The sequence below is a fragment of the Ornithinimicrobium sp. INDO-MA30-4 genome, assembly GCF_021535045.1.
Taxonomy (GTDB): Bacteria; Actinomycetota; Actinomycetes; order Actinomycetales; family Dermatophilaceae; genus Ornithinicoccus.
In genome coordinates, this window is sequence record NZ_CP091056.1 from 2,209,372 (window position 1) to 2,233,435 (window position 24,064).

General features: G+C 61.7%; 33 protein-coding genes and 5 pseudogenes. 27 read left to right on the top strand and 11 right to left on the bottom strand.

Annotation, left to right across the window (positions count from 1 at the left end):
• Positions 1-50: 50 nt before the first annotated feature.
• From L0A91_RS13260 to L0A91_RS17670, 4 genes and pseudogenes are all read left to right on the top strand, one after another.
• Positions 51-245 (top strand): CsbD family protein, encoded by a 195-nt coding sequence (locus L0A91_RS13260; RefSeq protein ID WP_235244860.1) that lies wholly within the window; start codon positions 51-53, stop codon positions 243-245.
• A 121-nt stretch (positions 246-366) separates the two neighbouring features.
• Positions 367-803 (top strand): annotated as a pseudogene (locus tag L0A91_RS13265) (VOC family protein).
• A 67-nt stretch (positions 804-870) separates the two neighbouring features.
• Positions 871-1,305, top strand: coding sequence for a DUF421 domain-containing protein (locus L0A91_RS13270; protein WP_235244861.1), 435 nt, complete (start codon positions 871-873; stop codon positions 1,303-1,305).
• Positions 1,293-1,427, top strand: a complete 135-nt coding sequence (locus tag L0A91_RS17670; RefSeq protein WP_260115226.1) for a hypothetical protein — start codon at positions 1,293-1,295, stop codon at positions 1,425-1,427. The genes L0A91_RS13270 and L0A91_RS17670 overlap by 13 nt, the downstream gene beginning before the upstream one ends.
• A 2-nt stretch (positions 1,428-1,429) precedes the next feature.
• Here L0A91_RS17670 and L0A91_RS13275 read toward each other — a convergent pair whose 3' ends face one another.
• From L0A91_RS13275 to L0A91_RS13285, 3 genes are read right to left on the bottom strand one after another with little or no spacing between them, the layout of a single operon-like run.
• On the bottom strand, positions 1,430-1,732 hold the full coding sequence (locus tag L0A91_RS13275) for a YrhK family protein (protein WP_235244862.1): 303 nt from the start codon (positions 1,730-1,732) through the stop codon (positions 1,430-1,432).
• 11 nt (positions 1,733-1,743) lie between these two features.
• Positions 1,744-1,905, bottom strand: coding sequence for a hypothetical protein (locus tag L0A91_RS13280; RefSeq protein ID WP_235244863.1), 162 nt, complete (start codon positions 1,903-1,905; stop codon positions 1,744-1,746).
• Positions 1,902-2,321 carry a DUF421 domain-containing protein gene (locus L0A91_RS13285; RefSeq protein WP_235244864.1) on the bottom strand — a complete coding sequence of 140 codons (420 nt, stop codon included), beginning with the start codon at positions 2,319-2,321 and terminating at the stop codon, positions 1,902-1,904. Before L0A91_RS13285 ends, L0A91_RS13280 begins: the two co-directional genes overlap by 4 nt.
• A 143-nt stretch (positions 2,322-2,464) precedes the next feature.
• Here L0A91_RS13285 and L0A91_RS13290 point away from each other — a divergent pair, with 143 nt between their 5' ends.
• Entirely contained in the window at positions 2,465-3,493 is a 1,029-nt protein-coding gene (locus tag L0A91_RS13290; RefSeq protein ID WP_235244865.1) for an LLM class flavin-dependent oxidoreductase, read from the top strand.
• A 22-nt stretch (positions 3,494-3,515) separates the two neighbouring features.
• On the opposite strand, the gene L0A91_RS13295 is transcribed toward L0A91_RS13290, so the two are convergent.
• A complete protein-coding gene (locus L0A91_RS13295; protein ID WP_235244866.1) occupies positions 3,516-3,749 on the bottom strand; it encodes a DUF664 domain-containing protein in 234 nt (77 codons plus the stop codon).
• Positions 3,750-3,943: 194 nt separating this feature from the next.
• On the opposite strand from L0A91_RS13295, the gene L0A91_RS13300 reads away from it, so the two are divergent.
• The 7 genes from L0A91_RS13300 (at position 3,944) to L0A91_RS13320 (ending at position 10,277) form a co-directional block, all read left to right on the top strand.
• On the top strand, positions 3,944-4,198 hold the full coding sequence (locus L0A91_RS13300; RefSeq protein ID WP_235244867.1) for a hypothetical protein: 255 nt from the start codon (positions 3,944-3,946) through the stop codon (positions 4,196-4,198).
• Between the two features lie 278 nt (positions 4,199-4,476).
• The gene (locus tag L0A91_RS13305; protein ID WP_235244868.1) at positions 4,477-5,742 is read left to right on the top strand and encodes a sugar ABC transporter substrate-binding protein; all 1,266 of its coding nucleotides are present in this window, start codon (positions 4,477-4,479) and stop codon (positions 5,740-5,742) included.
• A gap of 99 nt (positions 5,743-5,841) precedes the next feature.
• A complete protein-coding gene (locus tag L0A91_RS17675; RefSeq protein ID WP_260115228.1) occupies positions 5,842-5,967 on the top strand; it encodes a hypothetical protein in 126 nt (41 codons plus the stop codon).
• A gap of 95 nt (positions 5,968-6,062) precedes the next feature.
• Complete coding sequence (locus L0A91_RS17680; protein ID WP_260115229.1) at positions 6,063-6,185, top strand: hypothetical protein; 123 nt, start codon at positions 6,063-6,065, stop codon at positions 6,183-6,185.
• A complete protein-coding gene (locus L0A91_RS13310) occupies positions 6,179-7,627 on the top strand; it encodes a hypothetical protein (protein ID WP_235244869.1) in 1,449 nt (482 codons plus the stop codon). The genes L0A91_RS17680 and L0A91_RS13310 overlap by 7 nt, the downstream gene beginning before the upstream one ends.
• Before the next feature lie 99 nt (positions 7,628-7,726).
• A complete protein-coding gene (locus L0A91_RS13315; protein ID WP_235244870.1) occupies positions 7,727-9,424 on the top strand; it encodes an aldehyde dehydrogenase family protein in 1,698 nt (565 codons plus the stop codon).
• Positions 9,425-9,488: 64 nt separating this feature from the next.
• Positions 9,489-10,277: an alpha/beta fold hydrolase gene (locus tag L0A91_RS13320; RefSeq protein ID WP_235244871.1), complete on the top strand. Its 789-nt coding sequence runs from the start codon at positions 9,489-9,491 to the stop codon at positions 10,275-10,277.
• 97 nt (positions 10,278-10,374) lie between these two features.
• Here the strand turns inward: L0A91_RS13320 and L0A91_RS13325 are convergent, their stop codons facing one another.
• From L0A91_RS13325 to L0A91_RS13345, 5 genes and pseudogenes are all read right to left on the bottom strand, one after another.
• Positions 10,375-10,593, bottom strand: coding sequence for a hypothetical protein (locus L0A91_RS13325; protein WP_235244872.1), 219 nt, complete (start codon positions 10,591-10,593; stop codon positions 10,375-10,377).
• Positions 10,590-10,877 carry a hypothetical protein gene (locus L0A91_RS13330; protein WP_235244873.1) on the bottom strand — a complete coding sequence of 96 codons (288 nt, stop codon included), beginning with the start codon at positions 10,875-10,877 and terminating at the stop codon, positions 10,590-10,592. The genes L0A91_RS13325 and L0A91_RS13330 overlap by 4 nt, the downstream gene beginning before the upstream one ends.
• Before the next feature lie 23 nt (positions 10,878-10,900).
• A complete protein-coding gene (locus tag L0A91_RS13335) occupies positions 10,901-12,121 on the bottom strand; it encodes an NAD(P)H-hydrate epimerase (RefSeq protein WP_235244874.1) in 1,221 nt (406 codons plus the stop codon).
• Between the two features lie 86 nt (positions 12,122-12,207).
• Positions 12,208-12,537 (bottom strand): hypothetical protein, encoded by a 330-nt coding sequence (locus tag L0A91_RS13340; protein ID WP_235244875.1) that lies wholly within the window; start codon positions 12,535-12,537, stop codon positions 12,208-12,210.
• Between the two features lie 333 nt (positions 12,538-12,870).
• Positions 12,871-13,887: pseudogene (locus L0A91_RS13345) on the bottom strand (LLM class flavin-dependent oxidoreductase).
• A gap of 148 nt (positions 13,888-14,035) precedes the next feature.
• On the opposite strand from L0A91_RS13345, the gene L0A91_RS13350 reads away from it, so the two are divergent.
• The 7 genes from L0A91_RS13350 (at position 14,036) to L0A91_RS13375 (ending at position 18,417) form a co-directional block, all read left to right on the top strand.
• Positions 14,036-14,878, top strand: a complete 843-nt coding sequence (locus L0A91_RS13350) for an SDR family oxidoreductase (RefSeq protein ID WP_235244876.1) — start codon at positions 14,036-14,038, stop codon at positions 14,876-14,878.
• On the top strand, positions 14,787-15,728 hold the full coding sequence (locus tag L0A91_RS13355; RefSeq protein WP_235244877.1) for an NAD(P)/FAD-dependent oxidoreductase: 942 nt from the start codon (positions 14,787-14,789) through the stop codon (positions 15,726-15,728). The genes L0A91_RS13350 and L0A91_RS13355 overlap by 92 nt, the downstream gene beginning before the upstream one ends.
• Positions 15,620-16,096: a hypothetical protein gene (locus L0A91_RS13360; protein WP_235244878.1), complete on the top strand. Its 477-nt coding sequence runs from the start codon at positions 15,620-15,622 to the stop codon at positions 16,094-16,096. The genes L0A91_RS13355 and L0A91_RS13360 overlap by 109 nt, the downstream gene beginning before the upstream one ends.
• Before the next feature lie 33 nt (positions 16,097-16,129).
• Entirely contained in the window at positions 16,130-16,627 is a 498-nt protein-coding gene (locus tag L0A91_RS17685; RefSeq protein WP_260115230.1) for a bile acid:sodium symporter family protein, read from the top strand.
• Complete coding sequence (locus L0A91_RS17690) at positions 16,546-17,064, top strand: bile acid:sodium symporter family protein (RefSeq protein WP_260115231.1); 519 nt, start codon at positions 16,546-16,548, stop codon at positions 17,062-17,064. Before L0A91_RS17685 ends, L0A91_RS17690 begins: the two co-directional genes overlap by 82 nt.
• Positions 17,065-17,074: 10 nt before the next feature.
• The gene (locus tag L0A91_RS13370) at positions 17,075-18,037 is read left to right on the top strand and encodes an SDR family oxidoreductase (protein WP_235244879.1); all 963 of its coding nucleotides are present in this window, start codon (positions 17,075-17,077) and stop codon (positions 18,035-18,037) included.
• A gap of 137 nt (positions 18,038-18,174) precedes the next feature.
• On the top strand, positions 18,175-18,417 hold the full coding sequence (locus tag L0A91_RS13375; protein ID WP_235244880.1) for a hypothetical protein: 243 nt from the start codon (positions 18,175-18,177) through the stop codon (positions 18,415-18,417).
• Positions 18,418-18,436: 19 nt separating this feature from the next.
• On the opposite strand, the gene L0A91_RS13380 is transcribed toward L0A91_RS13375, so the two are convergent.
• The gene (locus L0A91_RS13380; protein WP_235246628.1) at positions 18,437-18,712 is read right to left on the bottom strand and encodes a YccF domain-containing protein; all 276 of its coding nucleotides are present in this window, start codon (positions 18,710-18,712) and stop codon (positions 18,437-18,439) included.
• Positions 18,713-18,838: 126 nt separating this feature from the next.
• On the opposite strand from L0A91_RS13380, the pseudogene L0A91_RS13385 reads away from it, so the two are divergent.
• The 8 genes and pseudogenes from L0A91_RS13385 (at position 18,839) to L0A91_RS13410 (ending at position 23,747) form a co-directional block, all read left to right on the top strand.
• Positions 18,839-19,860: pseudogene (locus L0A91_RS13385) on the top strand (NADP-dependent oxidoreductase).
• A gap of 75 nt (positions 19,861-19,935) precedes the next feature.
• Positions 19,936-20,352 carry a hypothetical protein gene (locus L0A91_RS13390; protein WP_235244882.1) on the top strand — a complete coding sequence of 139 codons (417 nt, stop codon included), beginning with the start codon at positions 19,936-19,938 and terminating at the stop codon, positions 20,350-20,352.
• Between the two features lie 19 nt (positions 20,353-20,371).
• Positions 20,372-20,695: a glutamine amidotransferase-related protein gene (locus L0A91_RS17695; RefSeq protein WP_260115232.1), complete on the top strand. Its 324-nt coding sequence runs from the start codon at positions 20,372-20,374 to the stop codon at positions 20,693-20,695.
• Complete coding sequence (locus L0A91_RS17700) at positions 20,692-21,171, top strand: glutamine amidotransferase-related protein (RefSeq protein ID WP_260115233.1); 480 nt, start codon at positions 20,692-20,694, stop codon at positions 21,169-21,171. The genes L0A91_RS17695 and L0A91_RS17700 overlap by 4 nt, the downstream gene beginning before the upstream one ends.
• Positions 21,171-21,500, top strand: coding sequence for a hypothetical protein (locus L0A91_RS13400; RefSeq protein WP_235244884.1), 330 nt, complete (start codon positions 21,171-21,173; stop codon positions 21,498-21,500). The genes L0A91_RS17700 and L0A91_RS13400 overlap by 1 nt, the downstream gene beginning before the upstream one ends.
• 23 nt (positions 21,501-21,523) lie before the next feature.
• Positions 21,524-21,823: a hypothetical protein gene (locus L0A91_RS19180; RefSeq protein ID WP_311197834.1), complete on the top strand. Its 300-nt coding sequence runs from the start codon at positions 21,524-21,526 to the stop codon at positions 21,821-21,823.
• Positions 21,820-22,463 (top strand): annotated as a pseudogene (locus L0A91_RS13405) (anthranilate synthase component I family protein). Before L0A91_RS19180 ends, L0A91_RS13405 begins: the two are co-directional and overlap by 4 nt.
• Before the next feature lie 31 nt (positions 22,464-22,494).
• Positions 22,495-23,747, top strand: a pseudogene (locus L0A91_RS13410) (AGE family epimerase/isomerase).
• On the opposite strand, the gene L0A91_RS13415 reads toward L0A91_RS13410, so the two are convergent.
• Positions 23,712-23,987: a hypothetical protein gene (locus L0A91_RS13415; protein WP_235244886.1), complete on the bottom strand. Its 276-nt coding sequence runs from the start codon at positions 23,985-23,987 to the stop codon at positions 23,712-23,714. The pseudogene L0A91_RS13410 and the gene L0A91_RS13415 overlap by 36 nt on opposite strands.
• Positions 23,988-24,064 lie beyond the last annotated feature (77 nt).

The window sequence follows — 24,064 nt, forward strand, 5'->3', positions numbered from 1 at the left end:
AAAATGTCCAATTGTGGTGAACGTACCGTCCATCTAGCGAAGGAGAATTCATGGGACTCGGCGATAAAATTAGCAACGCGGCCGAAGACGCCAAGGGCAAGGTTAAGGACGCTGTTGGCGGCGCGACGGACAACACCTCGATGCAGGCAGAGGGCAAGGCCGACCAGGGCAAGGCATCTGCCAAGCAGACTGGCGAAGACGTTAAGGACGCGTTCAACGACAAGAACGACGACAACCACGCGTAGTCGTTGATATCTGAAGAACAACAACGCTACGGACCTTCTGACGAAGTGTCCGTAGCGTTTTCAATTGCTACACCGGTATTCGGCCAGCGCGATGCTTGGGTAGGGGTCGTATCGTGCATCCATGGCCATCAAACTTGAGAATGTTGGCATCGCGGTTCGCGATCTGAAGCCGCGATCGCCTTCTTTACCGATCTTGGCTTGAACGTTCTTGGCCGAGACCAGGTCAGTGGTGAATGGTCAGAGACAGCGGTGGGGATCGACGGCAATCACACCAAGATCGCAGTGCTACAAACACCAGACGGTCGAGGCAGCATCGAACTCCTCGAGTACACTCATCCCGACGCGATCGAGAGACAGCCCGCGCTGCCGAATGAGATCGGTATGCACCGGGTCGCGTTCTCGGTCGACGACATCGACGAGGCGCTCGCCGTCGCCGCCGGGCACGGTTGCTATCCGCTGCGCGGGGTAGCGACATACGAAGGTGTCTACAAATTGACATATGTTCGTGGCCCCAGCGGCATCATCGTGATGCTGGCGCAGGAATTGCAGAAGGCTTGAACAGTCCGCTGTTCCTGACCGCACGCGCGCCATAGACCGCGCGCTGATCCGTGTGACCATTGAAGACATGGATGTTAACTATTTTTGGTCCGGATGGGCTCCCATTTGGCACACCCTTTTACTCGGCACGGTCGGCTATCTAACACTCGTATTGCTGCTGCGTGGCACCGGTCCACGCACCATGGCGAAAATGACACCGCTTGACTTCGTCATCGGAGTCACTTTGGGTTCAGCTTTCGGTCGAGTCATCACGGCCGTCGGAGTTAGCGTTGCTCAAGCCGTGGCAGCGTTGGTGTTGCTGGTCACGATTCAGTGGGTATTAGCCGCTGGCCGCGCTCGGTGGAAGTTCATGAGGCGAATTCTCGATTCGCCGCCGGTGTTGCTTTATTACGGTGGCGAATTGCAGAATGCTGCCCTGCGCAAGCATCGACTCACGCACATCGACGTCGACACCGCTGTCCGTCAGAGTGGGCATGGTTCGCAGAAAACGTGCAGGCCGTGATCTTGGATCAGGACGGTTCGCTGGGCGTGATCGCGTCCGGTTCGATGGGTGATGGCTCGACCGTCATGCCGTATGTCGAGCGTCACCAGGCCGACTCGGCAAACCCGGCCGCGGGAAACTAGGCCTAGAAATCTTGACCGCTTGCTCCGACCGCCGGGTTGCTTGGCTGATAGCGCTGTAGGTGCACGTGTCGGGCAAACCGGATGGCCGGACGGATGAGCATTTCGACACTGCCGATGACGAACAGCCAGGTGCCCCAATAGGCCCAGGTGTCTGAAAAGAACATGATGCTGCCAACGAGAAACCAGATGCCGATGAGCAGGTCGTTAACAATGCTCAAAACCTCGTAGCGCTGGCGAATCACCAGCTCTTCGCGACCCAGGTGGAGCACTGCGGTGGTGGGTGGCTTAGGCTGCGGGTTCGTCATCCCTTGATTGTTCAAGTGCCACCCGCCGCGTCATCTTTGGACGGGGGCGGTTGGAGCTTGGTCTTGGATTTGTTGCCAGGTCGCATGACATCAACCAGCAACTCGGGGTCAACTTCACGCCCGTAGCGCATCACGCTGATTTGGCCGGTCGACTCAAAAATGCCGTACTTCACCTCGGCGATGTGCCTGACCCTGCTTGTCTCAGCGCGCTGGCAACCTCGGCGTGCGTGACGTGCGAGCGCCGCATACCTTCTTTGAGCACGGCCCCGTCCTCGATGATCATCACTGGCGGTGGCGCGAGAAGCCAGGTGGCGCGGTCACTCGCTCGGGCGATGCCGACGATGACCTCAAGCAGAAGCAAGGTTGCCAGGCCAAGCACACCAGCAGCCAAAACGGGCGTGTGGCCGAGCACGACTCGACCAGCGATGGCGCCCATCATCAGGGTGACAACCAGGTCAAACGTCGACATGCGAGCCAGCACTCGTGACCCAAAGACCCTGATCATGATCAGGAACGCCGCATACATGCCGACCGTCGACAACACGACGGTGATCCCCTGAGTGAACGAAATCTCGAGTGGGTGAGTCATCTTTTTAGTATGGTCGCCGCGGCTGCCATTAGGGAGTCGCCACCTGCTAATGGAGCTCGCGGGAAATAATCCGCGCGAACAGTTGTTGACACGTCAAGTACATTGAAGGATGCAGCTCGTCAATAGTCCAACAGGAGGACACCATGCACATCGGAGTAGACAGTTTCGTCTCGACGGTGACTGACCCAACGACCGAACGCGTGGTGGGGGCTGAGGAGCGGATCGAACACTTGCTGGAAGAGATTGCGCTCGCTGATTCCTCGGGGTTGTACTCGTTCGGGATCGGTGAACACCACCGCGAGGAGTATTACGACTCAGCGCCACCGGTGATCCTTGGCGCTGCCGCAGCACGGACGTCACGGATCCGGCTGGGCAGCGCGGTGACAGTGCTCAGCGCCGCCGATCCGGTGCGTGTCTTCCAGCAGTTCGCCACTCTCGACCTCATCTCCAAGGGGCGGATTGACCTGGTCGTGGGGCGAGGTTCGTTCACCGAGGCCTTTCCGCTGTTCGGCCTAAACCTCTCCGACTATGACTCGCTGTTCTCAGAAAAGCTCGATCTGCTGCTGAAGATCCGCGATTCGACTCACGTCACCTGGTCAGGTCAGCACCGGCCAGCGCTCACCGGGCAGGGTGTCTACCCGCGCCCGAGTCAGCACCCACTGCCGATCTGGGTCGGTGTTGGTGGCACTCCAGAATCATTCGTTCGGGCGGGCCTGCTCGGGTTGCCGCTGATGGTCGCCATCATCGGCGGACAGCCAAAGCAATTCGCGCCGCTGATTGATCTCTACCGCCGCGCCGGTGCGCAGGCAGGGCATGCCCCCGAGTCGCTTCAGGTGGGTCTGCACGTGTTTGGGTTCGTGGGAGGCAGCGTCCAGTCCGCCGCTGACACCATCTATCCGGGGTGGCATGAGATGTTCACCAAGGTGTCGCTCGAGCGGGGCTTTGCTGCGCCGACCCGCGGCCAGTTCGATGCCACCAGCGGACCCGACGGCGCATTCTTCATGGGCGACCCAGACACCATCGCCACCAAACTGCGGCGAGTGTCTCAGCAGTTGGGCGGAGTTGACCGGGTTTCCATCCAAATGACTAACCCTCGACTCGCACACGCTGACCTGCTGCGCGGCATCGAACTTCTGGGCACCGAGGTAGCACCCCAGGTCGCTGGTGACTAAGGAGCCGGGGGGCTTGGGTGGCTCAGCCGGCCTGAGCCTCGGCCAAGTCGTTCAACTCATACGCCCTCTTGCCGTCGATGGTTTCGCGGATGATGTCGGCATGTCCGGTATGCCGCGCGACCTCGGCGGTGATGTGTGCCAGGCACCAACGGGCTTCCCAGCTGATCAGGTCGGCGGGGAACCAGGGCGCTTCGGGCACCGGCACGAGGGTTGACAGGTCAGTCACCTTGTCGAAGTTTTGGCTGGTGAGAGCCACGTAGCGGTCAAAAGGGCAAGGGTGTCCGCGACTGAAGACGTGTCGGCCAGGAGTTCGTCGAGATCCTTGTCTTCCAGCCGGCCCGAAGGCCCTCGTCTCTGGTTCGGCGCTCAGCGAGTCAGCGGCCCGGTCCTGGACCGCCTGGTGCGGATGGGTCATGGGTTCCACCCCTTGGTGCGCCTACCGAGCAGGAGTTGGAAACGCTGCGGTCTGCGCTTGCCCAAGGCGGGCGCAGCATCGATGAGATTGAAATGATTGGGGGGACGCGTGCGACGTTCAGCAGTGACGACTCATGCGCGGATTTGGGGGCTGCGATGGCGCCAATTGCGGAGCAGTGGCAGCAGGGATACACGACTTTTGCGATCAAGCCCTCGCAATACATCGACGATCCTGCCGACTTGGACACGTTCTTGCGTGACGTCGTGCGGCGAGCCGATGGGCTGGTCTAAGTAGCCGTGCGCCGCCGGGTGCGCCCGTCACCCTTGGCCTGCAGGGTTTCTCTTGACTGAACTTTTGCCCATAAGAGTCTGAGAATCCCTTGACAGTCATCTCTTTTTGGGTCACTCTCATGTGAGATCAGCCTCGCTCATATGAGCACACGCTGGTCATGGACAGGAGCGGGGATTGGGGGGGGCCGGGGTGCCGCTCTCGTTGGGCACGAGATGCCGATCAAAGACGATAAGGAATCCAGATGCCAAGAAGCACGCGGCCCTACATTGTGGGTGCAGTGACCGTCGCCGGGGCGAGCATGCTGGCGACCACCGCTACGGTGGCCCAGTCCTCAAACGAAGAAACGACGCTGACCATTGCCACTGTCGACAACCGCGAAATGGTGCGTATGCAGGAGCTTGCTTCTGTCTACGAAGAGGCGAACCCCGGCGTCACCGTCGAGTTTGAGACTCTCGGAGAAAGCACCCTTCGCCAACGAGTCATCACCGACATCGCCACTGATGGTGGCGGCTATGACATCGTCACCATTGGCACCTACGAGGTCCCGATCTGGGGTGAGCGCGAGTGGCTGCTGCCCTTGGATGACATGCCAGCGGACTACAACGCCGAGGACTTGCTGCCCGCCATCAGCGAGGCGCTCTCCTACGAAGGCACGCAGTACGCTTCGCCGTTCTACGGTGAGTCGACCTTCACCATGTACCGCACCGACCTCTTCGACGAGGCCGGCCTGCAGATGCCCGAACAGCCCACCTGGGAATTCATCATGGAAGCTGCCGAGCAACTCGACAGCGAAGACGTCAACGGGGTCTGCCTGCGAGGCGCTCCCGGTTGGGGTGAAAACGTCGCGTTGATCACCGCGATGGCCAACTCCTACGGCGCCCGGTGGTTCGACGACGCATACGCCCCTGCAGCTCAACAGCGCGGATTGGCGCAATGCGCTGGGCGACTACACCTCGATGCTGCAGGCCTTCGGCCCCGACAATGCTTCGAGCTTGGCTACAACGGCAACCTGGAGCTGTTCCAAGAAGGCAGCTGTGCCATCTGGGTTGACGCTACGGTCGCTGGCTCGGCCCTCACGGACGAGGATGAGTCCCGCGTAGCCAACGAAGTCGGCTTTGCGCTCGCCCCCGGCACCGGCCTGGAGGTCAACAGCAACTGGCTATGGGCCTGGTCGCTGGCCGTTCCCGAGAGCACGGATGCACCTGAGGCAGCAAAGGACTTTGTCGCCTGGGCCACCTCGCAGGAGTACACCGAGCTCGTCGCCGCGGAAGACGGTTGGGCCAACGTTCCTCCTGGCACGCGTACCTCGCTGTACGAGACGCAGGAGTATACGGATGCGGCGCCGTTCGCCGAGTTGGCACTGGAGTCTATTGAGTCGGCCGACCCCAACAACCCCACGGTCGAGCCAGTTCCCTACACCGGCATTCAGTACGTCGCGATCCCATCCTTCCCCAGCATTGGCACCGCAGTGGGCAACCGCTTCGCGCTAGCTGTCGAAGGTGAGATCACCGTCGAGGAAGCCCTGAAAACGCTCAATGGGTGACCGGCACCGTCATCCAACAGTCGCTAACGGCCGACGAGTGAACCCCGTCATGACTTCACATTCACGGGCCCTGGGTGGGCACCACGCAGGGAGGCGCGCATGAGCACGACTGGATGTGATCCAAACGCAAAGCTGGAGGACCTCGACGACGAGCAACTGCCAGTCGCGCCCACCGACGCACCGGCTTTGGCCACTTCTTCGGTCTGTATGCAGCGGAGCACGTAGCGGCTACTGAGTTCGTCATTGGTGCGACGTTCGTCGGCCTGGGTGCCGGGATCTGGGACATCCTGATTGGTCTGATTATCGGTAACACCCTGGCTGTGCTGAGTTTTCGCTTCATCACTGCTCCCATCGTCACCAGCACCCGGTTGAGCCTGTTTGCTTACCTGGAACGCATTGGCGGCGACCTGCTCTCAGGCTGTACAACGGCGCCAACGTGTTGATCTTCATCTCCATCTCGGCCGCAATGATTGCCGTGTCGGCTACTGCTGTGCGAGTGGTCTCCAACATTCCGCCGCAGGTCGAGGCCTACCCAACCAGCCCATACTTTGTCTTCATTGCGCTTGCAGTGGGCGCGATTGTGGTGCTGGTTGCCGCTTTCGGCTTTGAGGCGTTGAGTGAATTTGCTGGTATTTGCGCACCTTGGCTGATGGTGATGTTCACCGTTGGTGGCATGGTCCTCATCCCCGCGCTGACCGAATCGGTCACCGGCTACACAACACTGACCGGATTTAACGACTTCATCGCGATCGCTGGCGAGAGCGTCTTCACTGGCACCAACGCTGCTGGTGAGCCGGGCATTGGTTTGTGGGAGGTTATCGGGTTCGCTTGGGCAGCCAACACCTTCGCGCACTTCGGTCTGATCGACATGGCTCTGCTGCGCTTCGCGAAGACGCCCAACGCCGCGTATGCAACCAGCGCTGGCATGATGTTTGGTCACTACATTGCTTGGATCTCGGCTGGCCTCATGGGCGCAGCAACCGCAGCCGTGATGCAGGTCAGCATCTTGGAGGCGGAGCCCGGTGACGTGGCTTTCTATGCACTTGGTGCTTCCGGGTTCGTGATTGTGATCGTCGCGGGTTGGACCACTGCGAACTCCAACCTTTACCGGGCGGGTCTGGCAGCCCAAGCACTCTTGCCCAACAGCCCTCGCTGGCGGGTGACCATCCAGGTTGGCCTCGTGGCTATCGTCGCCGCCTGCTTCCCGTTCATCTACAAGAGCATCCTGCCGCTGTTGACCTACGCAGGTTTGATCTTGGTGGCACTGGGTGGCATTGCCTACGCCGAGCACAAACTCTTCGCGAAGTACGGCCTGTCCGAATACTGGATGAGCTACAAGGGTCTGAAAAACAACATGCCAGCCGTCATCACCTGGGGCGTTTGCTTGGTCTTTGGTTTCGGCTTGAACTTCCTCAACATCATCCCGTTCTACTACCTCTTTGTGCCGACATGGTTCTTGGCTGTGGGTCTCTACATGTTCCTGGCCAAACAGGCCGGTGCGGGTGAAGACTTCACCGAGCAAAAAGCGGCCGAGGCCGCCTACAACAAGCGAGTTGTGGAGTTCCAGGCGGAGCAGGCTCGGCTGGGCGGATTCTCTGAGGTCAAGGACACAACAACGCTAACCAAGATCATCAAGGCCATTTGGATCGTTGTTGGTCTGGTTGTCCCGGCCGTGCTGGCTTGGCGGGTCATGTTCGATAGCCCCGACCTGTACACCTACTTTGTGAACCGCGAGTTGTTCTACGACCTCACCATTTGGTGCACCGTGATCTACTTCGTGTTCGCCTACTGGGACCTACAGCGACACAAGTCCATCAACAAGGTTGCTTCGGCTAAGGCCCGCGCGAGCTTGGAGAAGGAAGAAGAGCTGGCTGAGAGTAAGTAGTCTGCGCTTAAGCAGAGGGGTCGGGCCTGCGGGCACCGGCCCCTTCTGCGTGTTTGCGGTTGCTGTGTCACAGTGAAAGCCCCTGAGCGAAAGGTCACCATGACCATCCAGACCGCGGTAAACCTCGATGCTACTGTGGCAACCGTCAACGCTGCACAGCGTGATTGGGCGGCGATGCCCGTTGCTCAGCGGCGCAAAATGCTTCTTGAGGTCGGTGCCTTGTGCGCCGATAACGCTCAGCGCTGGGTCAATATCGCGGCCGAGATTAAGGGCTTGCCAGCTAGCTCGCCACTGGTCGGGGAAGAGTGGAGCAGCGGCCCGTATGCCGTGCAGACCTATGTCGAGGCGCTCGCGGAAACTCTCAGTCGCCTCGACGGCGACGAAGTCCTGCGTGGGTATGCAGTTAAGCCGGCCCCCGGCGGACGCCAGTCGGTCTCGGTGTTGCCGCATTCGGTCTTTGACCGGCTGCTCTTCAGCGGTTTTGCCGCGCACGTGTGGACTCGACCTGGGGTGACCGAAGTCCAGTTGCGCGAACGTGCCGGGCTGACGCAACTTGACCCCTCGCATACCGGCGGAGTGTCGGTGGTGTTGGGGGCAGGCAACATCTTCGCGATCGCCCCGCTGGATGTGTTGTACGAGTTGTTCGCACACAACCGCACGGTCATTTTGAAGTTGAACCCGATCACGGATGACCTGCTTTCGGTCTATCAGGACATCTTTGAGCCCTTCCTTGCCGCCGGGTTGGTGGCGATCGTGACGGGTGGGGCCGATGTCGGTAGCGCGCTGACTAGCCACCCGGATATCACCTCGGTGCACATGACCGGCAGTGAACAGACGTTCAACGCGATCGTCTGGGGGTCCGGCGCCGAAGGTGAAGCCAACCGCAGGCTCGGTGAGCGCCAAGTGGATAAGCCGGTGACGGCTGAACTGGGTGGAGTTTCACCGGTCATCGTGGTGCCGGGGCAATGGTCCAAGGCCGACCTGAAGTTCCAGGCTAATCATGTGGCGACGATGCGACTGCACAACGGTGGCTTCAACTGCATTGCTGGTCAGGTCGTCATTGTGAGCTCCGATTGGGCGCAGAAGGATGAGTTTTTGGCAGAAGTGCGGACGGCGCTTGCTGATGCGCCCAAGCGGCCCGGCTGGTATCCGGGCAGCGATGGCCGGGTGTCGGATGCATGCACGACCTATGACCAGGCCGAGGCTGTCGCTGGCCAGCGGACCTTGGTGACTGGCCTATCGCTGGACGATGTCGAGCCTGCCTTGAGCACGGAGTATTTCGCGCCGGTGTTGGGTGTCGCCGAGATTGAGGGTGAGGGCGAGGTGTTCTTGGCGCATGCGATCGATGCCAGCAATGAGCACCTGCATGGCACGTTGGGCGCCAACATCATCATGGACCCGAAGACCAAGAAGGCGATTGGGCCGTCGCTGGAAGCGCTCGTTGCTCGGCTGCGCTACGGCACGATCGGCGTCAACGCGTGGACGGCCCTGGGCTTCTTGTCACCGCGTGCGACCTGGGGAGCTTTCCCCGGGCATACCCCTGAAGATGTGCAGAGCGGGATCGGTGTCGTGCACAACGCGTTGTTGCTCGATGACGTTGAGCGGACCGTTGTCTCTGGCCCGTTCCGGCCATTGCCGCGCTCGCTGATGGGCGGCGAACTGTCGATCTCGCCCAAACCGCCGTGGTTTGTGAACAACACGACGGCTGCGACGACGGCTCGACGGCTGACGGCATTTGCTGCCAAGCCGCAATGGCGCAAATTCCCGGCGATCTTTGCGAGTGCATTGCGGGGTTAATGATTGATCGCCTGATGGGTGGCGATTGGCGGCTGGTGCGGCTCGCGTCCTCTACCGTTGGGGCGTGAGCCAATCAGTCGAGATCCATAGCCGCGTTGTTGGACAAGGGGGCCGCAAGGTTGTCTTTCTGCATGGGCTGATGGGGCAGGGCAAAAACTTCACGACGATTGCTAAGGCCTTGGAGCTTGACTACAGCTCCTTGCTCGTTGACCTCCCCAATCACGGGCGATCTGGGTGGACCGACGACTTTGGCTATGTCGAGATGGCTGAACTGGTTGCGGCTGATTTGGCGGCGGATTTCGCTAGCGATGGGCCGATTGACCTGGTGGGTCACTCACTCGGCGGCAAGGTCGCGATGGTGTTGGCGCTGCGGCATCCCGAGTTGATCCGTCGATTGGTCATTGTTGATATCGCGCCTGCTGCGAGCAATGGCGTCGACGACTTCGTGCACCTGCTGGGGAGTCTGAGCGCGCTCGACCTCGCCGCGCTGACCAGTCGGGGTGAGGCTGATGAGCAACTGGCTGAGGACATACCCAAGGCCAGCGTGCGGGGCTTCCTGCTGCAAAACCTGCAGCGAGGAGCCGATGGGTGGCAATGGCGGCCAAACCTCGACCTGCTGCGCAACAGCCTGTCCGAGATTGGTGGCTTCCCTGAGATAGGTGCCACCAACGATGGGCCAGTGTTGTGGCTGGCGGGCGGCGATTCGCCCTACATCAAGCCTGAGCACACCCCGGCGATGCGAGCGCTGTTCCCCTCAACCGTGAAGGCCACGATCAAGGGTGCAGGTCACTGGGTGCACTCGGAGCAGCCCGAGGCTTTTGTTAACGCGCTGCGCACCTTCCTCAAGGACTAGCGCGCCTGGTGTTTCCTAGCGGAGCGATTTGAGCGAGAACCGGCTGATTTCGCTCAAATCGCTCCTCCAGGGCGCAACCGCGTCGACAGTATTCGTCTCACACGGTCTCGACACCACTGCGGGCGGCCGGTGATGTCGGCATACGTGAAACGGATGGTGAGGACCCCAAGGGTCGCGAGGTCGGCATCTCGGTGACGTCACGCTGCCGCGCAACATCTCCAGAGTGGTATGCCTGCCCGTCTAACTCAATCGCCAATCGCGCCTGTTCGTGCCACATGTCGAGGACATAACGCCGCCCATCAACACGCGCATTCACCTGCCGCTTGAACTCAGCAAACTCTGGACCAGTGAAGACCTGGGTGGTCGCGATCCACTCAAATAGCTCTCGACGCCTCCTTCAAGGTGTGTCAATAAACGCTGCAGATCGCGACGGCCCTGGACGCGTGGATAGCGTTCTGCCGCGTTGGCGATCGCGGACACTCGCACCATTCTGCGGCGGACGGCATCAATGACGACACCCTCGCGCCCCGGCTGCCAAGCTTGCACCAGGGCATGATCGGCGCGGGCCACGAACATGTCATCAGCCCAACTGCGAGGCACCTGAACGTTGCGTCGGTACAGCTTTAGCCAGGGGGAGTCTTCAGCCGACTTCCGGTGGGCACGATTCCGGTCACTTGGGGTGGGTCTCGGTCAAGCAAAGTGAGTAGTCGGAGCGAAGTGGTGCCGCCGAGAATGCCACGCTCGTCTAGCCACAGCGAAGCTGCCAAAGCGCGGCAGCTAAAACCGTGGGTAGGGGCGACGCCGAAGACGGCTGGCAGCATTGGGACAAGCGGGCCCTGTTCGAGAGCATCGCGCAGGGCATGTCCGCCGAATCGCCGCTCGAGCTGGCGCCTTGTGAATGCCTGGCCAGGGGAGACGTATGCCTCCAGTCGGGACAGGGCGGTGGGTGGCACAAAAACAGTGTGTCGCGATTCGTGCTGGTTGCGCTGGGGGCGACTTGTTGCCTGTGGACAGGGAAGGTTGCGACTGTTGGCGAGTGGGGATGGCTCCCGGTTCGAGCTAGACGACCCGCAAGATTTGGCCGAGGTAAAACGGGGAGTGCGCGGGGTATGCGCAGAGCCGCAGGAAGGAACGTGGCCACTTCTTCTGCTCACAACAGCCACCACGGCCGTCGGCGGAATGGTGGTGTCAGCGATGAATAGCTCACCGGGCAGATCGCGCAGACCATGTTTGGGCAGGCTCAGCGTCATGGTGGCGTCAGCATCGATGGCACCTGCGGGAAGCGAGCCCGCACCATCTGCGCCAGGCCCAGCATCAGCCGAAACACCACTGGGGTTATCAAGAGCAAGCACCGGCCATGGATGCTCGTTGGCCTGCTCGGCACGCTCGCGGGCCGGACCCGACAACTCGCCCTGCAGGCTGTATCCGACCATCGCGTCCAAGATCACGCCATCGCCGCCCGGCCCCAACTCGGCCAGTGGCGTGGGATCGTCGACGACCGGGACCTCAAAGCCAGACAGCGCCGACAACAACACACCGGCAGGCCCGTCAAAGTCGGCCCGAGGAGCAGTCAATACGACAGTGACCTCCACGCCGGTTGCTGCAAGATGTCGAGCGGCTACCAACCCGCCAAGCCCATTGCCGCCTCGGCCCACCAGCACGATGGCCTCGCGCGGCGCATACCAACCTCGGGTCACCTCGGCGAGCGAGCGGCCAGCATTCTCGACCGTCTGAAAGATCGAATAGCCCAACTCGTCAAAGATGTGCTTGTCGACAGCGCGCATCTCTTCGCCGCCAACCCAGAGCAATTCATCGGCCGCGACGGTGGGCCAGGTGGAAGTCATCCGCCGAGGTTAGCGCAGCACGCGACGAAGGCGGGCACGCAAAGCGGTGGAAGCTATATTCAGCTTCCACCGCTTCTAGTCAAGCATTAGGCCTGTGCAGCCTCAGCTTCGTCCTGTGCATCGGCCGGAGCCAGCAACTTCGCGAACGAGTCGACCAGCACCTCAGCGTCGACTCGGAAGTCGTTCGCCAAGACCGGGCGCAAACCCTCTGGCCCCTGTGGCGGGCCAATGATGACGGCCCATGGCGTGCCACCTGTGCGGTAGTCAGCCATGATGGTCGGCGGCTCTCCGGAGTCATGTCCCAGGTCAACGCCGGTGATGTCGTGCCGCTTCAGCGACGCAACAGCCTGCTCGGCGGTGTTTTGGTCATGGCCCTCAAAGACCGTCTGCACGACCGTGAAGTGCACCTGATCCAACAGGCCGCGCTCCTCAAGCCCTGCCTGAATTGCCTTCAGCGTCGGGAAGCCATGCGAGTGACACCCGGGGCACCACGACTGGAAGTTGTAGAGGTAGATATACGGCTCGGTGATGTCAGCAAGCTTGACCTCGGGCGCTGGCGAACCGTCCGGGTTTCATCCACATGGGGACACGGAACTCGGGGGCAGCCTGACCCTGGATACCAAGGTTGTTCATTGATCCTCCAAAAATGTATGGCCGGCTCAACACTGCGATCAACCTAGGCAGTCCTGGGGATCAGAGGAGCGGCCTCTATCTATCTCAACACCCCCGGGGTGTTTTTCATCCCGCCGCTAGCGCCAGCCCAAACCGGGAGCGACGTGCGTCAAAAGCTCTCCAACAGGTGCGCGTTGTAGTCGACGCCCAACAGGTTCGGCACCGTCAACAGCACGGTGTCGGCGGCCTGCACGGCCTCATCAGCGGCCAACTGCTCAATCAACACATCGGGCTCAGCGGCATACGTCTTGCCAAATCGCGCGATCCCACCGTCGATATGACCAACCTGGTCGCGGCTGAGCGCCTCACGGCCAAACATCTGCCGATCCGCATCCGTGACCAGCGGGAAGATGCTCCGGCTGACCGACGTGCGTGGAGTGCCCTGATGGCCAGCGGCATCCCAAGCGTCACGGAAGACCCGAAGTTGCTCGGCTTGCAACTGGTGGAACGGCACGCCAGTGTCTTCGGTCAGCAGCGTCGAACTCATCAAGTTCATCCCCTGCTGACCAGTCCACTCAGCGGTCGCTCGCGTGCCGGCGCCCCACCAAATCCGCTCGCGCAAACCTGGCGACTGCGGGTCGATGCCCACTTGCCCGGCGGGTTCGGGAACATCGGCCGCGGATTGGGCTCGGCGAACCGCTCATCTTGGATCGCCTCAAAAATCGGGCGGTATGCCGTCGCGCCATGTCGGCGTCGTTCTCACCATCGCGCGAGGCGTGGTCGAAGTACTGATAGCCCTCGACGACCTGCTCGGGCGATCCACGGCTAATCCCCAACTGCAGTCGGCCACCCGCAATGAGGTCAGCGGCGGCAGCCGTCTCGGCCATATACAGCGGGTTTTCATAGCGCATGTCGATGACGCTGGTGCCGATCTCGATCTTTGAGGTCTTGGCGCCGGTCGCAGCGAGCAGCGGGAAGGGAGAAGCCAACTGCCGGGCAAAGTGATGCACCCGGAAGTACGCGCCGTCAGCGCCCAACTCCTCAGCGGCCACCGCGAGGTCAATCGACTGCAGCAGCACGTCGGAGGCAGAGCGAGTCTGCGAGCCGTTTGCCGGGTTCCAGTGTCCAAACGAGGAAAAGCCAATGTTCTTCACATTTCAACTAACGCCGGGAAGCGCGGGCTGATTCCGGTGGGGCTCAGGTGAGGTGGGTGGCGGGCTCTGAGACGGTGGCCGAGAAGACGGACCTGGGCAGGGCCGCGTTGCTACGATGCGATAAATCCCTGGCTGAAAGGTCCGCACCGTGGCGGTAAAACCTCCTGATCTGCACGCCAAAGTGGTGGTCATCACCGGCGCGGCAGGCTCGATTGGCTCGGCTCTTGTCGAGGCCGTGAGCGCAGCCGGCGGCATCCCCATTGGCGTCGACATCCCAGCCCAAGCCAGCGCGCCCATCCTCGGTTGCGACATCACCGATGAATCCTGCGTCGCAGCAACCTTCCAGCAGATCCTCGCCGACCAGGGCCGCATCGATGTGCTCATCAACAACGCTGGCCTCTCACTGATCGGCGACTTCGACGAGCACGACATCGCAGCGCACCAGCGCGTGATGGCCGTCAACTACTTCGGCGCCCTGGCCTGCACTCAAGCCGCACTGCCCGCCCTCAAAGCAAGCCACGGACGAATCGTCACCGTCAGCTCAGTCGCCGGGTTCGCCCCCGTTGTCGGCCGCCCGGCTTATGTCGGCTCCAAGCACGCGGTCACCGGCCTGTTTGAGGCGCTGCGCTCAGAGTTAGAGCCAGACGGCGTCGGCGTGACCCTCGTGCACCCAACCTTTGTGGCAGCCCCGATGGTCGGCACCGAACATCGGCCCTCGACGGGCGGCGAAGTCACCCCGCAAGACGTCGCCGACGCGATCATCAACGGCATCGAGCATGGCAAAGACCGCGTCCTGGTCGGCCGGATCGCCCAACTGTCCTGGTATATCCGCCGCGCATCCCCCTCCCTCTACGCGCAGATGATGAGTCGGCGCATCCGCAAAGCCCAAGGAGCCAAGCGTGACAAAGCCCAACCCGAGCAGCTATGCGATCATCGGCGCTGGCCCGACCGGCCTGGCCGCTGCCCGCGCCCTGCAGCGCTATGGCATTGAGTGGCACGGCTACGAATTGGCAAGCGACGTGGGTGGTCTCTGGAACATCGAGGGCCCCAGAAGCACGATGTATGAGTCGGCTCACCTGATCTCGTCAAAGACCACCACGCAGTTTGATGAGTTCCCGATGCGCGACGAGGTCGCTGACTACCCCAGCCACGGTGACCTGCGCGAATACTTCACCGACTTCGCCAAACACTTTGGCCTGATCGACGGGTTTAGCTTCGACACCGAAGTCATCGACACCGAAGTCATCAACGACGAGCAAAGCAGCGGCGGCTGGCTCGTCACTACTCGCGACGCCGACGGCAACGAATCCACTCATCAGCACGCGGGGGTCATCGCCGCCAACGGCACTCTCAGCGAGCCGACGATCCCGACCTTCGCCGGAGAGTTCGGCGGCGAGATCATGCACACCAGCGCATACAAGAGCGCGCGGATTTTCACCGACAAGCGAGTGTTGATCATCGGGGCTGGCAACTCAGGCTGCGACATCGCCGTTGACGCGGTGCACCATGCCAAGTCCATTGATATGTCGGTGCGTCGCGGCTACTACTTCGTGCCGAAATATCTCTTCGGCAAGCCGGCCGACACCCTCAACCAGGGCAAACCGCTGCCACCCAAGATCAAGCAGGCCATCGACACCCGCATCCTGCGCCAATTCACCGGCGACCCCAGCCGTTTTGGCTTCCCAAGCCGGACTACAAGATCTATGAGTCGCACCCCATCGTCAACACCCTGGTGCTGCATCACGCGGGGCACGGCGACCTGCAGGTGCGCCCCGATGTCGATCGGTTCGAAGAAACTGGCGTCCGCTTCAAAGACGGCAGCTTCACCGAATACGACTTGATTGTGCTGGCGACCGGCTATCGGCTGCACTACCCTTCCTCGACAGGGCTCACCTCAACTGGGGTGGCCAATCGCCTGACCTCTATCTCAATATCTTCCCGCCGAACTCTCCGAACCTCTTCATTCTGGGGATGCTGGAGTCGTCGGGGATTGGCTGGCAGGGCCGGTATGCGCAGGCTGAGTTGCTCGCTTCCTACCTCAAGGCGCGCACGGCTAACCCCGAAGCCGCTGCCGCGTTCGAGGCCAAGTTTGCTGGTCCGCGACCTGACGTCACGGGTGGCTACAACTACTTGGCGCTGGAGCGGATGTCGTATTACGTCAACAAGCACGCCTATGTCTCGGTGCTCGCCGAGGAGTTGCAGGCGCTGAATGTGGCACCCAAGTGCCGATCGGAGCGCAAGCATGACGGATGTCGACAACATACGGATTGCCTTTGACGAAGGCTCGCTGCTCACGCTCAAGGTCGTTCTGGCGGCGTTGCTGTTTGGAATCGCGCTGGACACACGAGTGGCTGACTTCAAAGAGGCCTTCCGCCGGCCCAAGGCCATCGCGGTCGGCATCGCTGCTCAATTCTTGGTGCTGCCCGGCCTCGTTTTCCTGCTCACGCTGCTGCTTGACGTGCGTGGCTCGGTCGCGCTCGGCATGCTGCTTGTGGCCTGTTGCCCGCCCGGCAATGTCTCCAACATCCTGACCCACCGGGCCAAGGGCGACGTGGCGCTCTCGGTGTCAATGACGGCGGTCGGCAATGTGATCGCGATTTTTGCGATGGCGCCGCTCTTTGCTTTTGGGGCGGCCTGCACCCGACTGGCTCAACCCTCTTGCAAGGCATTGAGCTCAACGCGTGGGATGTGCTCAGCGAGATCTTGGTCGTCATCGGCATCCCGTTTGTCTTGGGCCTGACGATCGCCAACCTGCGACCCGCCTTTGCCACCAAGGCCAGCAAGATCGTCGGGCCAGTCGCGTTCCTGGCCCTTGGGGCCATCATCGTGATCAGTCTGACCGGCAACTGGGACATCTTCGTCAACTACATCATGATCGTGATGATCGCGGTCGTGCTGCAGGACGCCCTATCACTCGGCCTCGGCTATGGCATTGCCCGAGTCACCGGCCTGCCGTCGCGCAGCCGAAAAGCGATGACCTTTGAAGTCGGCATCCGCAACTCGGGCCTGGGCTTGGTGCTGATTTTCACCTTCTACGGCGGACTTGGGGGTATGGCATTGGTCGCCGCCTGGTGGGGCATTTGGGACATCATCGCTGGCCTGATCGTGGCTCAGTTGTGGGCTCGTCGCACCAAGGATGAACCCGAACCAGTCGTCGCGCCGGGCCGTGTGCGTTGAGGCGCGTGACATGACCGGCACCGTCCTTGTCACCGGCGGCAACGGCTTCCTCGGGACCTCCGTCGTCGCTGGTTTGGCCGCAGCGGGCCACTCCATCATCAGCACCGACCTGCGGGCTCCGGCCAACCCGGTCGCAGGTGTTGACTACCGCCAAATGGACGTCACCTCGGCCGATGTAGTCGAGCAGGTCTTCGCCGCTCAACCCATCGACGTGGTCGTCCACTGGGCCTCCATCGTCACACCAGGCAAAGACTCGTCGCGAGCCCTGGAGTATGCCGTCGACGTCAACGGCAGCAAGCACGTCATCGACGCCTGTGTGCGCCACAACGTGCGCCGCATCGTCGTGTCCTCTTCAGGCGCGGCCTATGGCTACCACCCAGACAACGGCGCCGCCCACGACGGTTGGCTGCATGAAGATGACCCGCTGCGCGGCAATGAGGCCTTCGCCTATAGCGACCACAAGCGCCAAGTCGAAGAGATGCTTGCTGCGACCCGAGCCGAGCACCCAGGCCTTGAGCAGGTCATTTTGCGGATCGGCACCATCCTGGGCGAAAGCGTCAGCAACCAGATCACCGCACTGTTTGAGCGCAAGCGCCTGCTTAAGATTCGCGGGTCAGCTTCGCCGTTTGTCTTTATCTGGGACACCGACGTCGCGGCGATCATCGAGCGCGCGGTGACCGGCCAAGCCACCGGGGCCTTCAACGTCGCCGGTGACGGGGCGCTGAGCATCGATGAAATCGCGACAACACTGCGCAAGCCCGTGCTCGCCATACCGGAACGGGTGTTGAAGGCAGCACTGGCCGCAGGCAAGCGACTCAACCTCACGGCGTATGGCCCGGAGCAGACCATTTTCTTGAAGCATCGACCCGTCTTAGCTAACGATCGGCTCAAAGAAGTCTTTGGCTACACCCCGTCAAAGACCAGTCGCGAAGCCTTTGAAGCGTGGCATCGCTCACATCGCGATGCGTCCTAGTGGCGTTTCACGCATAAAAATGGCCCGTTTTCGGGCGCAAAGTTCCACTAGGAGGCAGCGCACGGGCTCTTGACAGCACTCGCACAGCAGACTGCCGGACGCTAAAGGCTCTACTGACGAACACTCGAGGATTCACCGTGACTGACCTCAGCGCTTTTGGCCTGATCGATCTAGCAGCATTACTCATCGTCGCTGGGGCCATCATTGGCAGCCTGCGTCGCGGCGGCCAGATGGCCGGTGCTATCGCGGCAACCCTCAGCGCCGGGCTGTTTGTCTGGCTAGGCGTCGCGGCCATGGAAGCCTGGGGATCCGTGCAAATCTCCGCCGCCGCAGCAAACAGCCACGTGGCACACCTGCTGCCGATGCCGAGCGCGGCCTAGGCCTCAGCTGACCGAAGCCTCACTCAACGCGGCCAATATTGGACTGCTGAGCCTTCGCAAAGCGCAGATTGTCGCTCGGCACGATCATCTTGCCCAGAGGCAACAGCGAAATCTGGATCATCTTGAGGTTGGCCAGGCCCAACGGGATGCCCACGATGGACAAGAACATCGGGATTGACGTCACGATGTGTCCGATCGCAAGCCACCAACCAGCGACGATCACCCAAATGACGTTGCCGATCGTGGACCAGGCTCCGCCAAAGAGCAGCCAGATCACATTCAAGATTGTGCGCATGACCGAGTTTGCCAGATATCTGGCCATTACCACCGAAATCACTGAATCGGGCATACGTGCCACCTTCGTGTGGTTGGCCCCATTAGCCCCCTGTACCGGAGGCGCAAGCAACAAGCAGAGGACATGATGAGCGACTCGACACAGCAGATCACCGTACCCCGCGAAGTACGTCTGGCTTCCCGGCCCGTTGGTTGGCCGACCCAGGAGGACTTCAACCTCGTCACGAGCGAGATCGCTGAACTGGCTGATGGCGAGATCCGGGTCCGCAACGAGGTCATGTCGGTTGACCCCTATATGCGTGGTCGGATGAGCGACGCCAAGTCCTACGCCGCACCGTATGAGTTGGACGAAGCGATGACCGGTGCTGCAGTCGGCGTTGTCGAAGAGTCCCGCTCGGACAAGGTTTCCGTCGGCGACCACGTGTTGCACGGTCTGGGCTGGCGCGAAGTGGCCGTCATGCCAGCAGACGAAGCTCGGGTCGTCGACACCTCCGTCGCCTCAGCGTCGGCATACTTGGGCATGCTGGGTATGACGGGACTCACCGCATACGCAGGACTGACCCGCATCGCGCAGATCAAGGAAGGCGACGTCGTCTTCGTCTCTGGTGCCGCTGGTGCTGTCGGCAGCATGGTCGGTCAGATCGCCAAGGCCCTGGGCGCCAGCCGGGTCATCGGCAGCGCAGGGTCGGCGGACAAGGTTGCGCACGTGGTTGACGACCTTGGCTTCGACGCCGCCTTCAACTACAAGGACGGCCCAGTTGCCCCGCAGCTGAAGGAAGCCGCACCCGAGGGCATCGACATCTACTTCGACAATGTGGGTGGCGAGCACCTGGAGGCTGCGATTGGTGCGTTGCGCGAAGGCGGTCGCATCGCGATTTGCGGCGCCATCTCGGTCTACAACAACACCGAGCCCGCCCCGGCCCGCGCAACCTGGCCCGCTTGATCCAGACCCGTGGCACGATTCAGGGCTTCCTGGTCGGCGACCACTGGGACCTCGGCGGCGAGTTCGCCCAGAAGGCTGGCGGCTGGCTCTCCGAAGGCAAACTGACCGCACGAGAGACCTTTGTCGACGGCATCGACAACTCCGTCGACGCCTTCCTTGGTGTCCTCAAGGGCGCCAACACCGGAAAGATGGTCGTGCGCCTCTGACCTGCGAGCACACTGCAGGCGTAGATTGTGGCGATGAGGTGTCACCTGATTCTCTGCGCGGCCAGTGCATTCGTGTTGGCTGCGTGTGGGACGGATAACTCAGCGGACGAAGCGCCTCTCACGGTTGAGGTGACTTCGTCTGCTGAGCCCACCACCGTCGCGGAACCTGCTGCGCAGTCGTCGAATGAAGCATCGACTGACGACGCAGGTGAGCCGGAACCCATCACGGTGGTCTCAGGCTCCGATGAAGACATCGATCGGGCTATCCGCGAAATGTGCGTCGCCTTCCTTGAAGTCTCCGAGTCTCCATCGGCCGGTCCGGCGGCGCTTATTTTGGAGCGGTTGGGCGATAATCCACCGCCAGGGGCCGCCGAAGAACTCGCAGACATCATCGAGAGTGATGGGTCAACAGGTGCGGCGTATGAAGCGACACCGACCCATATCGCGCCAATCTGTGGCCTCAACCCCGCTGACTTCACCCGCGCCGGATAGATCGCTGGAGAGGTGCCCCGTGGTGATCGCGTTGATCGACAATGCCGACTCCTTCACGGCCAACATCGCGCAATATCTCTACGAAGTCACCGGTGATCAGCCGCTCACCTTCCCCAACACGACTCGGTATGCGGATCTTCCGTTAGCTCAGATCGATGCCTTTGTGCTGTCGCCAGGGCCAGGCAGGCCCTCGCGAGGTGAGGACTTCGGGGTGTGCGCCGAAGTCATTGCCCGGGCGGAACGGCCAATCCTCGGGGTATGCCTGGGGCACCAGGGCATCAATGAAGCCTTTGGCGGCCGCACCACCCCGCGCCGCTGCCTCGTCACGGGGTTGTTGACGTGATTGAGCACAGCGGCGATGGCCTCTTTGCCGGGCTGCCCGCCAGCCTGCCGGTGGTCCGCTATCACTCGCTGATCAGCACCGATGTGCCTGAATCGCTGGAGGTGACGGCACGCACCGGCGATGGCATCGTGATGGCCCTGGCGCATCGAACGCTGCCGATCTGGGGAGTTCAGTTCCACCCCGAGTCGATTGCGAGCCAGGGCGGCCGGGAGCTGTTGGCTAACTTTGTCCGGCTGGCCGGGGTGGCGATTGAGCCGGTCTCGTCGACAACGTCTGAGCAACTGACGTCAGGGCCGCCAACACCAGAGCCACCAACACCAGGGCCGAGCACCGGAATCATCGAGTCATTCCTCGCGGTCGGTGGTCAGGCCTCCTGGGTGTTGCACGTGGAACAACTTATTGATCCGCCTGATCCGGCGACTGTCTTCCGGCAGCGCTATGCCAATGCTGATCAGGCCTTTGGCTTCCATCGGTGATGGGGGCGGTCGGCTCAACTGGGGTCGGCCTCGACTATGACTTACCCACCCAAACGCTCAATCTGCTGGGGCCAAGCGGGCAGCGAAGCATCCACGGTGATGTCTTTGACTTGCTCGCTGACCTTGTGACGGCCGTCCACGTGGATGCGCCCCCGGGGTGGGGCGAGCGATTCGCCGGTGGGCTGGTTGGCTATTTTGGCTATGAGCTCAAGGCGCTCGCAGACGGCGAAGACGCCCATGAGGCCGCCACCCCGATGCGCAATGGCTGTTTGCCACCGACTTTGTGGTTCTCGATCAGGACACTGGGCAGATCTTCAGTTGCCAACTAGTGCCAGCAGGCCAAGCGCGCGAGGTGCCACGACCCCCGCCAGAACAAGCCCCTGAGGCGTCGCCACCTAGCCAGCGCACCGCATACTCGCCGGGGTTGGTGGACGAAAACACCCTGGGTCTGCGCGATGACCGCGCCCACTATCTGGCCAAGATTGAGCAAGCACAGCGGCTGATCACCGATGGCGAGAGCTACGAGATCTGCCTGACCAACCTGGCCCGCCGAGGCTTCGCCGGCAGTGGTCTTGAGGCGTTCGAGCAGATGCGCGCGGTCAGCCCAGTGCCCTATGCGACCTACCTCAAACTCGGGGCATCGAAGTCTTGAGCGCTTCGCCCGAAACCTATCTGCGCATCCAGGCCGACGGCACGATCACCTCTCGGCCGATCAAGGGCACTCGCAAACGCGGGACCACGCCAGCACAGGACGCCCAGCAGCGTGATGACCTCGCCATCTCGATCAAAGACCGTGCCGAAAACCTGATGATCACCGACCTGGTGCGGCATGACCTCAATGGTGTTTGTGCGCCGGGCTCGGTGACAGTGCCGAGCATGTTTGCGATCGAGAGTTATCGCGCGGTGCATCAAATGGTCTCGACCGTGCAGGGCCAACTCGCTGCTAGCCCGTTGAGCGCTGTTCGGCGATGCTTCCCGCCAGGCTCGATGACCGGGGCGCCAAAGGTGCGAACGATGCAGATTCTTGATGAGTTAGAGGGCTCTCCCGCGGCATTTACAGCGGAGCTTTGGGGTGGATTGGTTTTAACGCAACGCTTGACCTCAGCGTGGTGATCCGCACGATTGTGCTGGTCGATGGAGTGGCCACCTGGGGTATCGGCGGCGCCATCACCGCACTGTCCGACACCGCTGATGAGTTCGATGAGACCTTAATCAAGGCCAGCCTGGCGGCGTGGGTCTTGCCAAAACCTGTTCAAGGGACATGGCGTGACTCACGGGGGTGCAGCGCATAATCTGGTCGCACCCTTCACGAAAGCAGGATCAATGCAGCCCTTGATCGACCGAGCCGACCACTGGGACTGGCTCAGCGCCGAGCGCGACCGACTGCTCGATTTTGGCCAGAACATTGTTGCCCCCGGCGGTGGGGCTTACTACCTGGACGAGGCCGGTCAGCCTGACCCAAGCAAAGGCATCCAGACCTATCTGACCTGTCGCGCGGTGCACGTCTATTCGCTCGGCTCGATGTTGGGCACTCAAGGTGCACGCGAAATCGCCGAGGGTGCGATGGCAGGTCTGACCGGACAACTGCATGACGATGAGCACGGGGTTGGTTCCCTGGTGTCGACCTGGATGGTCGACCACTCGAGGACGCAGCCAAGCAGTGCTACCAGCACGCGTTTGTCGTGTTGGCGGCTTCCAGCGCGACCGCGGCCGGGTTGCCGGGAGCTCGCGAGTTGTTGGACCGGGCTATCGGTGTGCTCACCGACAAGTTTTGGGACGAAGAAGACGCCATGTGCGTCGACCAATGGGACCGCACCTGGAGCACGCTGGACTCCTATCGTGGCGTGAACGGCAACATGCACGCCGTTGAAGCACTTCTCGCAGCCGCTGACGTGCTCGACTCGCACGAGATTCGCGAGCGGGCACACATGATCACCCGCAATGTCATCTCCTTTAGCGCCACCAACGAGTGGCGCATCCCCGAGCATTTCACTGCCGATTGGGAGCCTGACCTTGAGCTCAACCGGGATCACCCCGACGACCCGTTCAAGCCGTTCGGCGCGACCGTCGGTCACGGGTTTGAGTGGGCTCGGCTGATCCTGCACCTCGAAGCCGCGTTGACGGACGACCTGATCGAGAGCCTTTGAGTCAGCCACCGGGCTGTTTGCCCGCGCGATGATCGATGGCTGGGCGGTCGATGGCGCCGACGGCTTCGTCTACACCACCGACTGGGAGGTGCCCCGGTCGTGCATGACCGGATGCACTGGGTGGCTGCCGAGGCGATCGCGGCTGCGGCTGCGCTCTACAAGCGGACCGGGCGCGAGGCATACGTCGATTGGTATGAGCAGTGGTGGGGGTATGTCATCACCCACCTGATGGATCGCGAGAACGGCTCGTGGCATCACCAGTTGGACCGCAACAACGTCGTCACCAACACCGTGTGGCCAGGCAAACCGGATCTTTATCACGCCTACCAGGCCGCCTTGATCCCTGCTTTGCCGCTCGCCCCGGCGCTATCGATGGGTGTGAAGGCTGGCCTGTTAGCCGCGGCCGAGGATGGTCTGGCAGCGGAGTAGCCCGGCGCTGGCCTGCTTAGCAACGTCAGGGTCAAGGCCCTCATCAAGAGCCCGCTGATAGCCGTCAACGGCAAAATCGGGCCGGTTGATGCCCTCATGCCCGCGCGCTACCTCATATTCGCGCAGGGCTTGGGGGATGCCAGGCTGATTGATGACGGCGATTACTTGCTCGATGAACTCCCGGGGGTCTAACTCGTGGTGCTGCTCCCAGACTGCCTGCAAGTCTGTTTCCCAAGTCATCAGGCAACGCTAACTGGTGACGCTAACTGGATGCCGAGGACGCCTGGCGCATGTCTCCGAGCGCGTTGCACAATGAG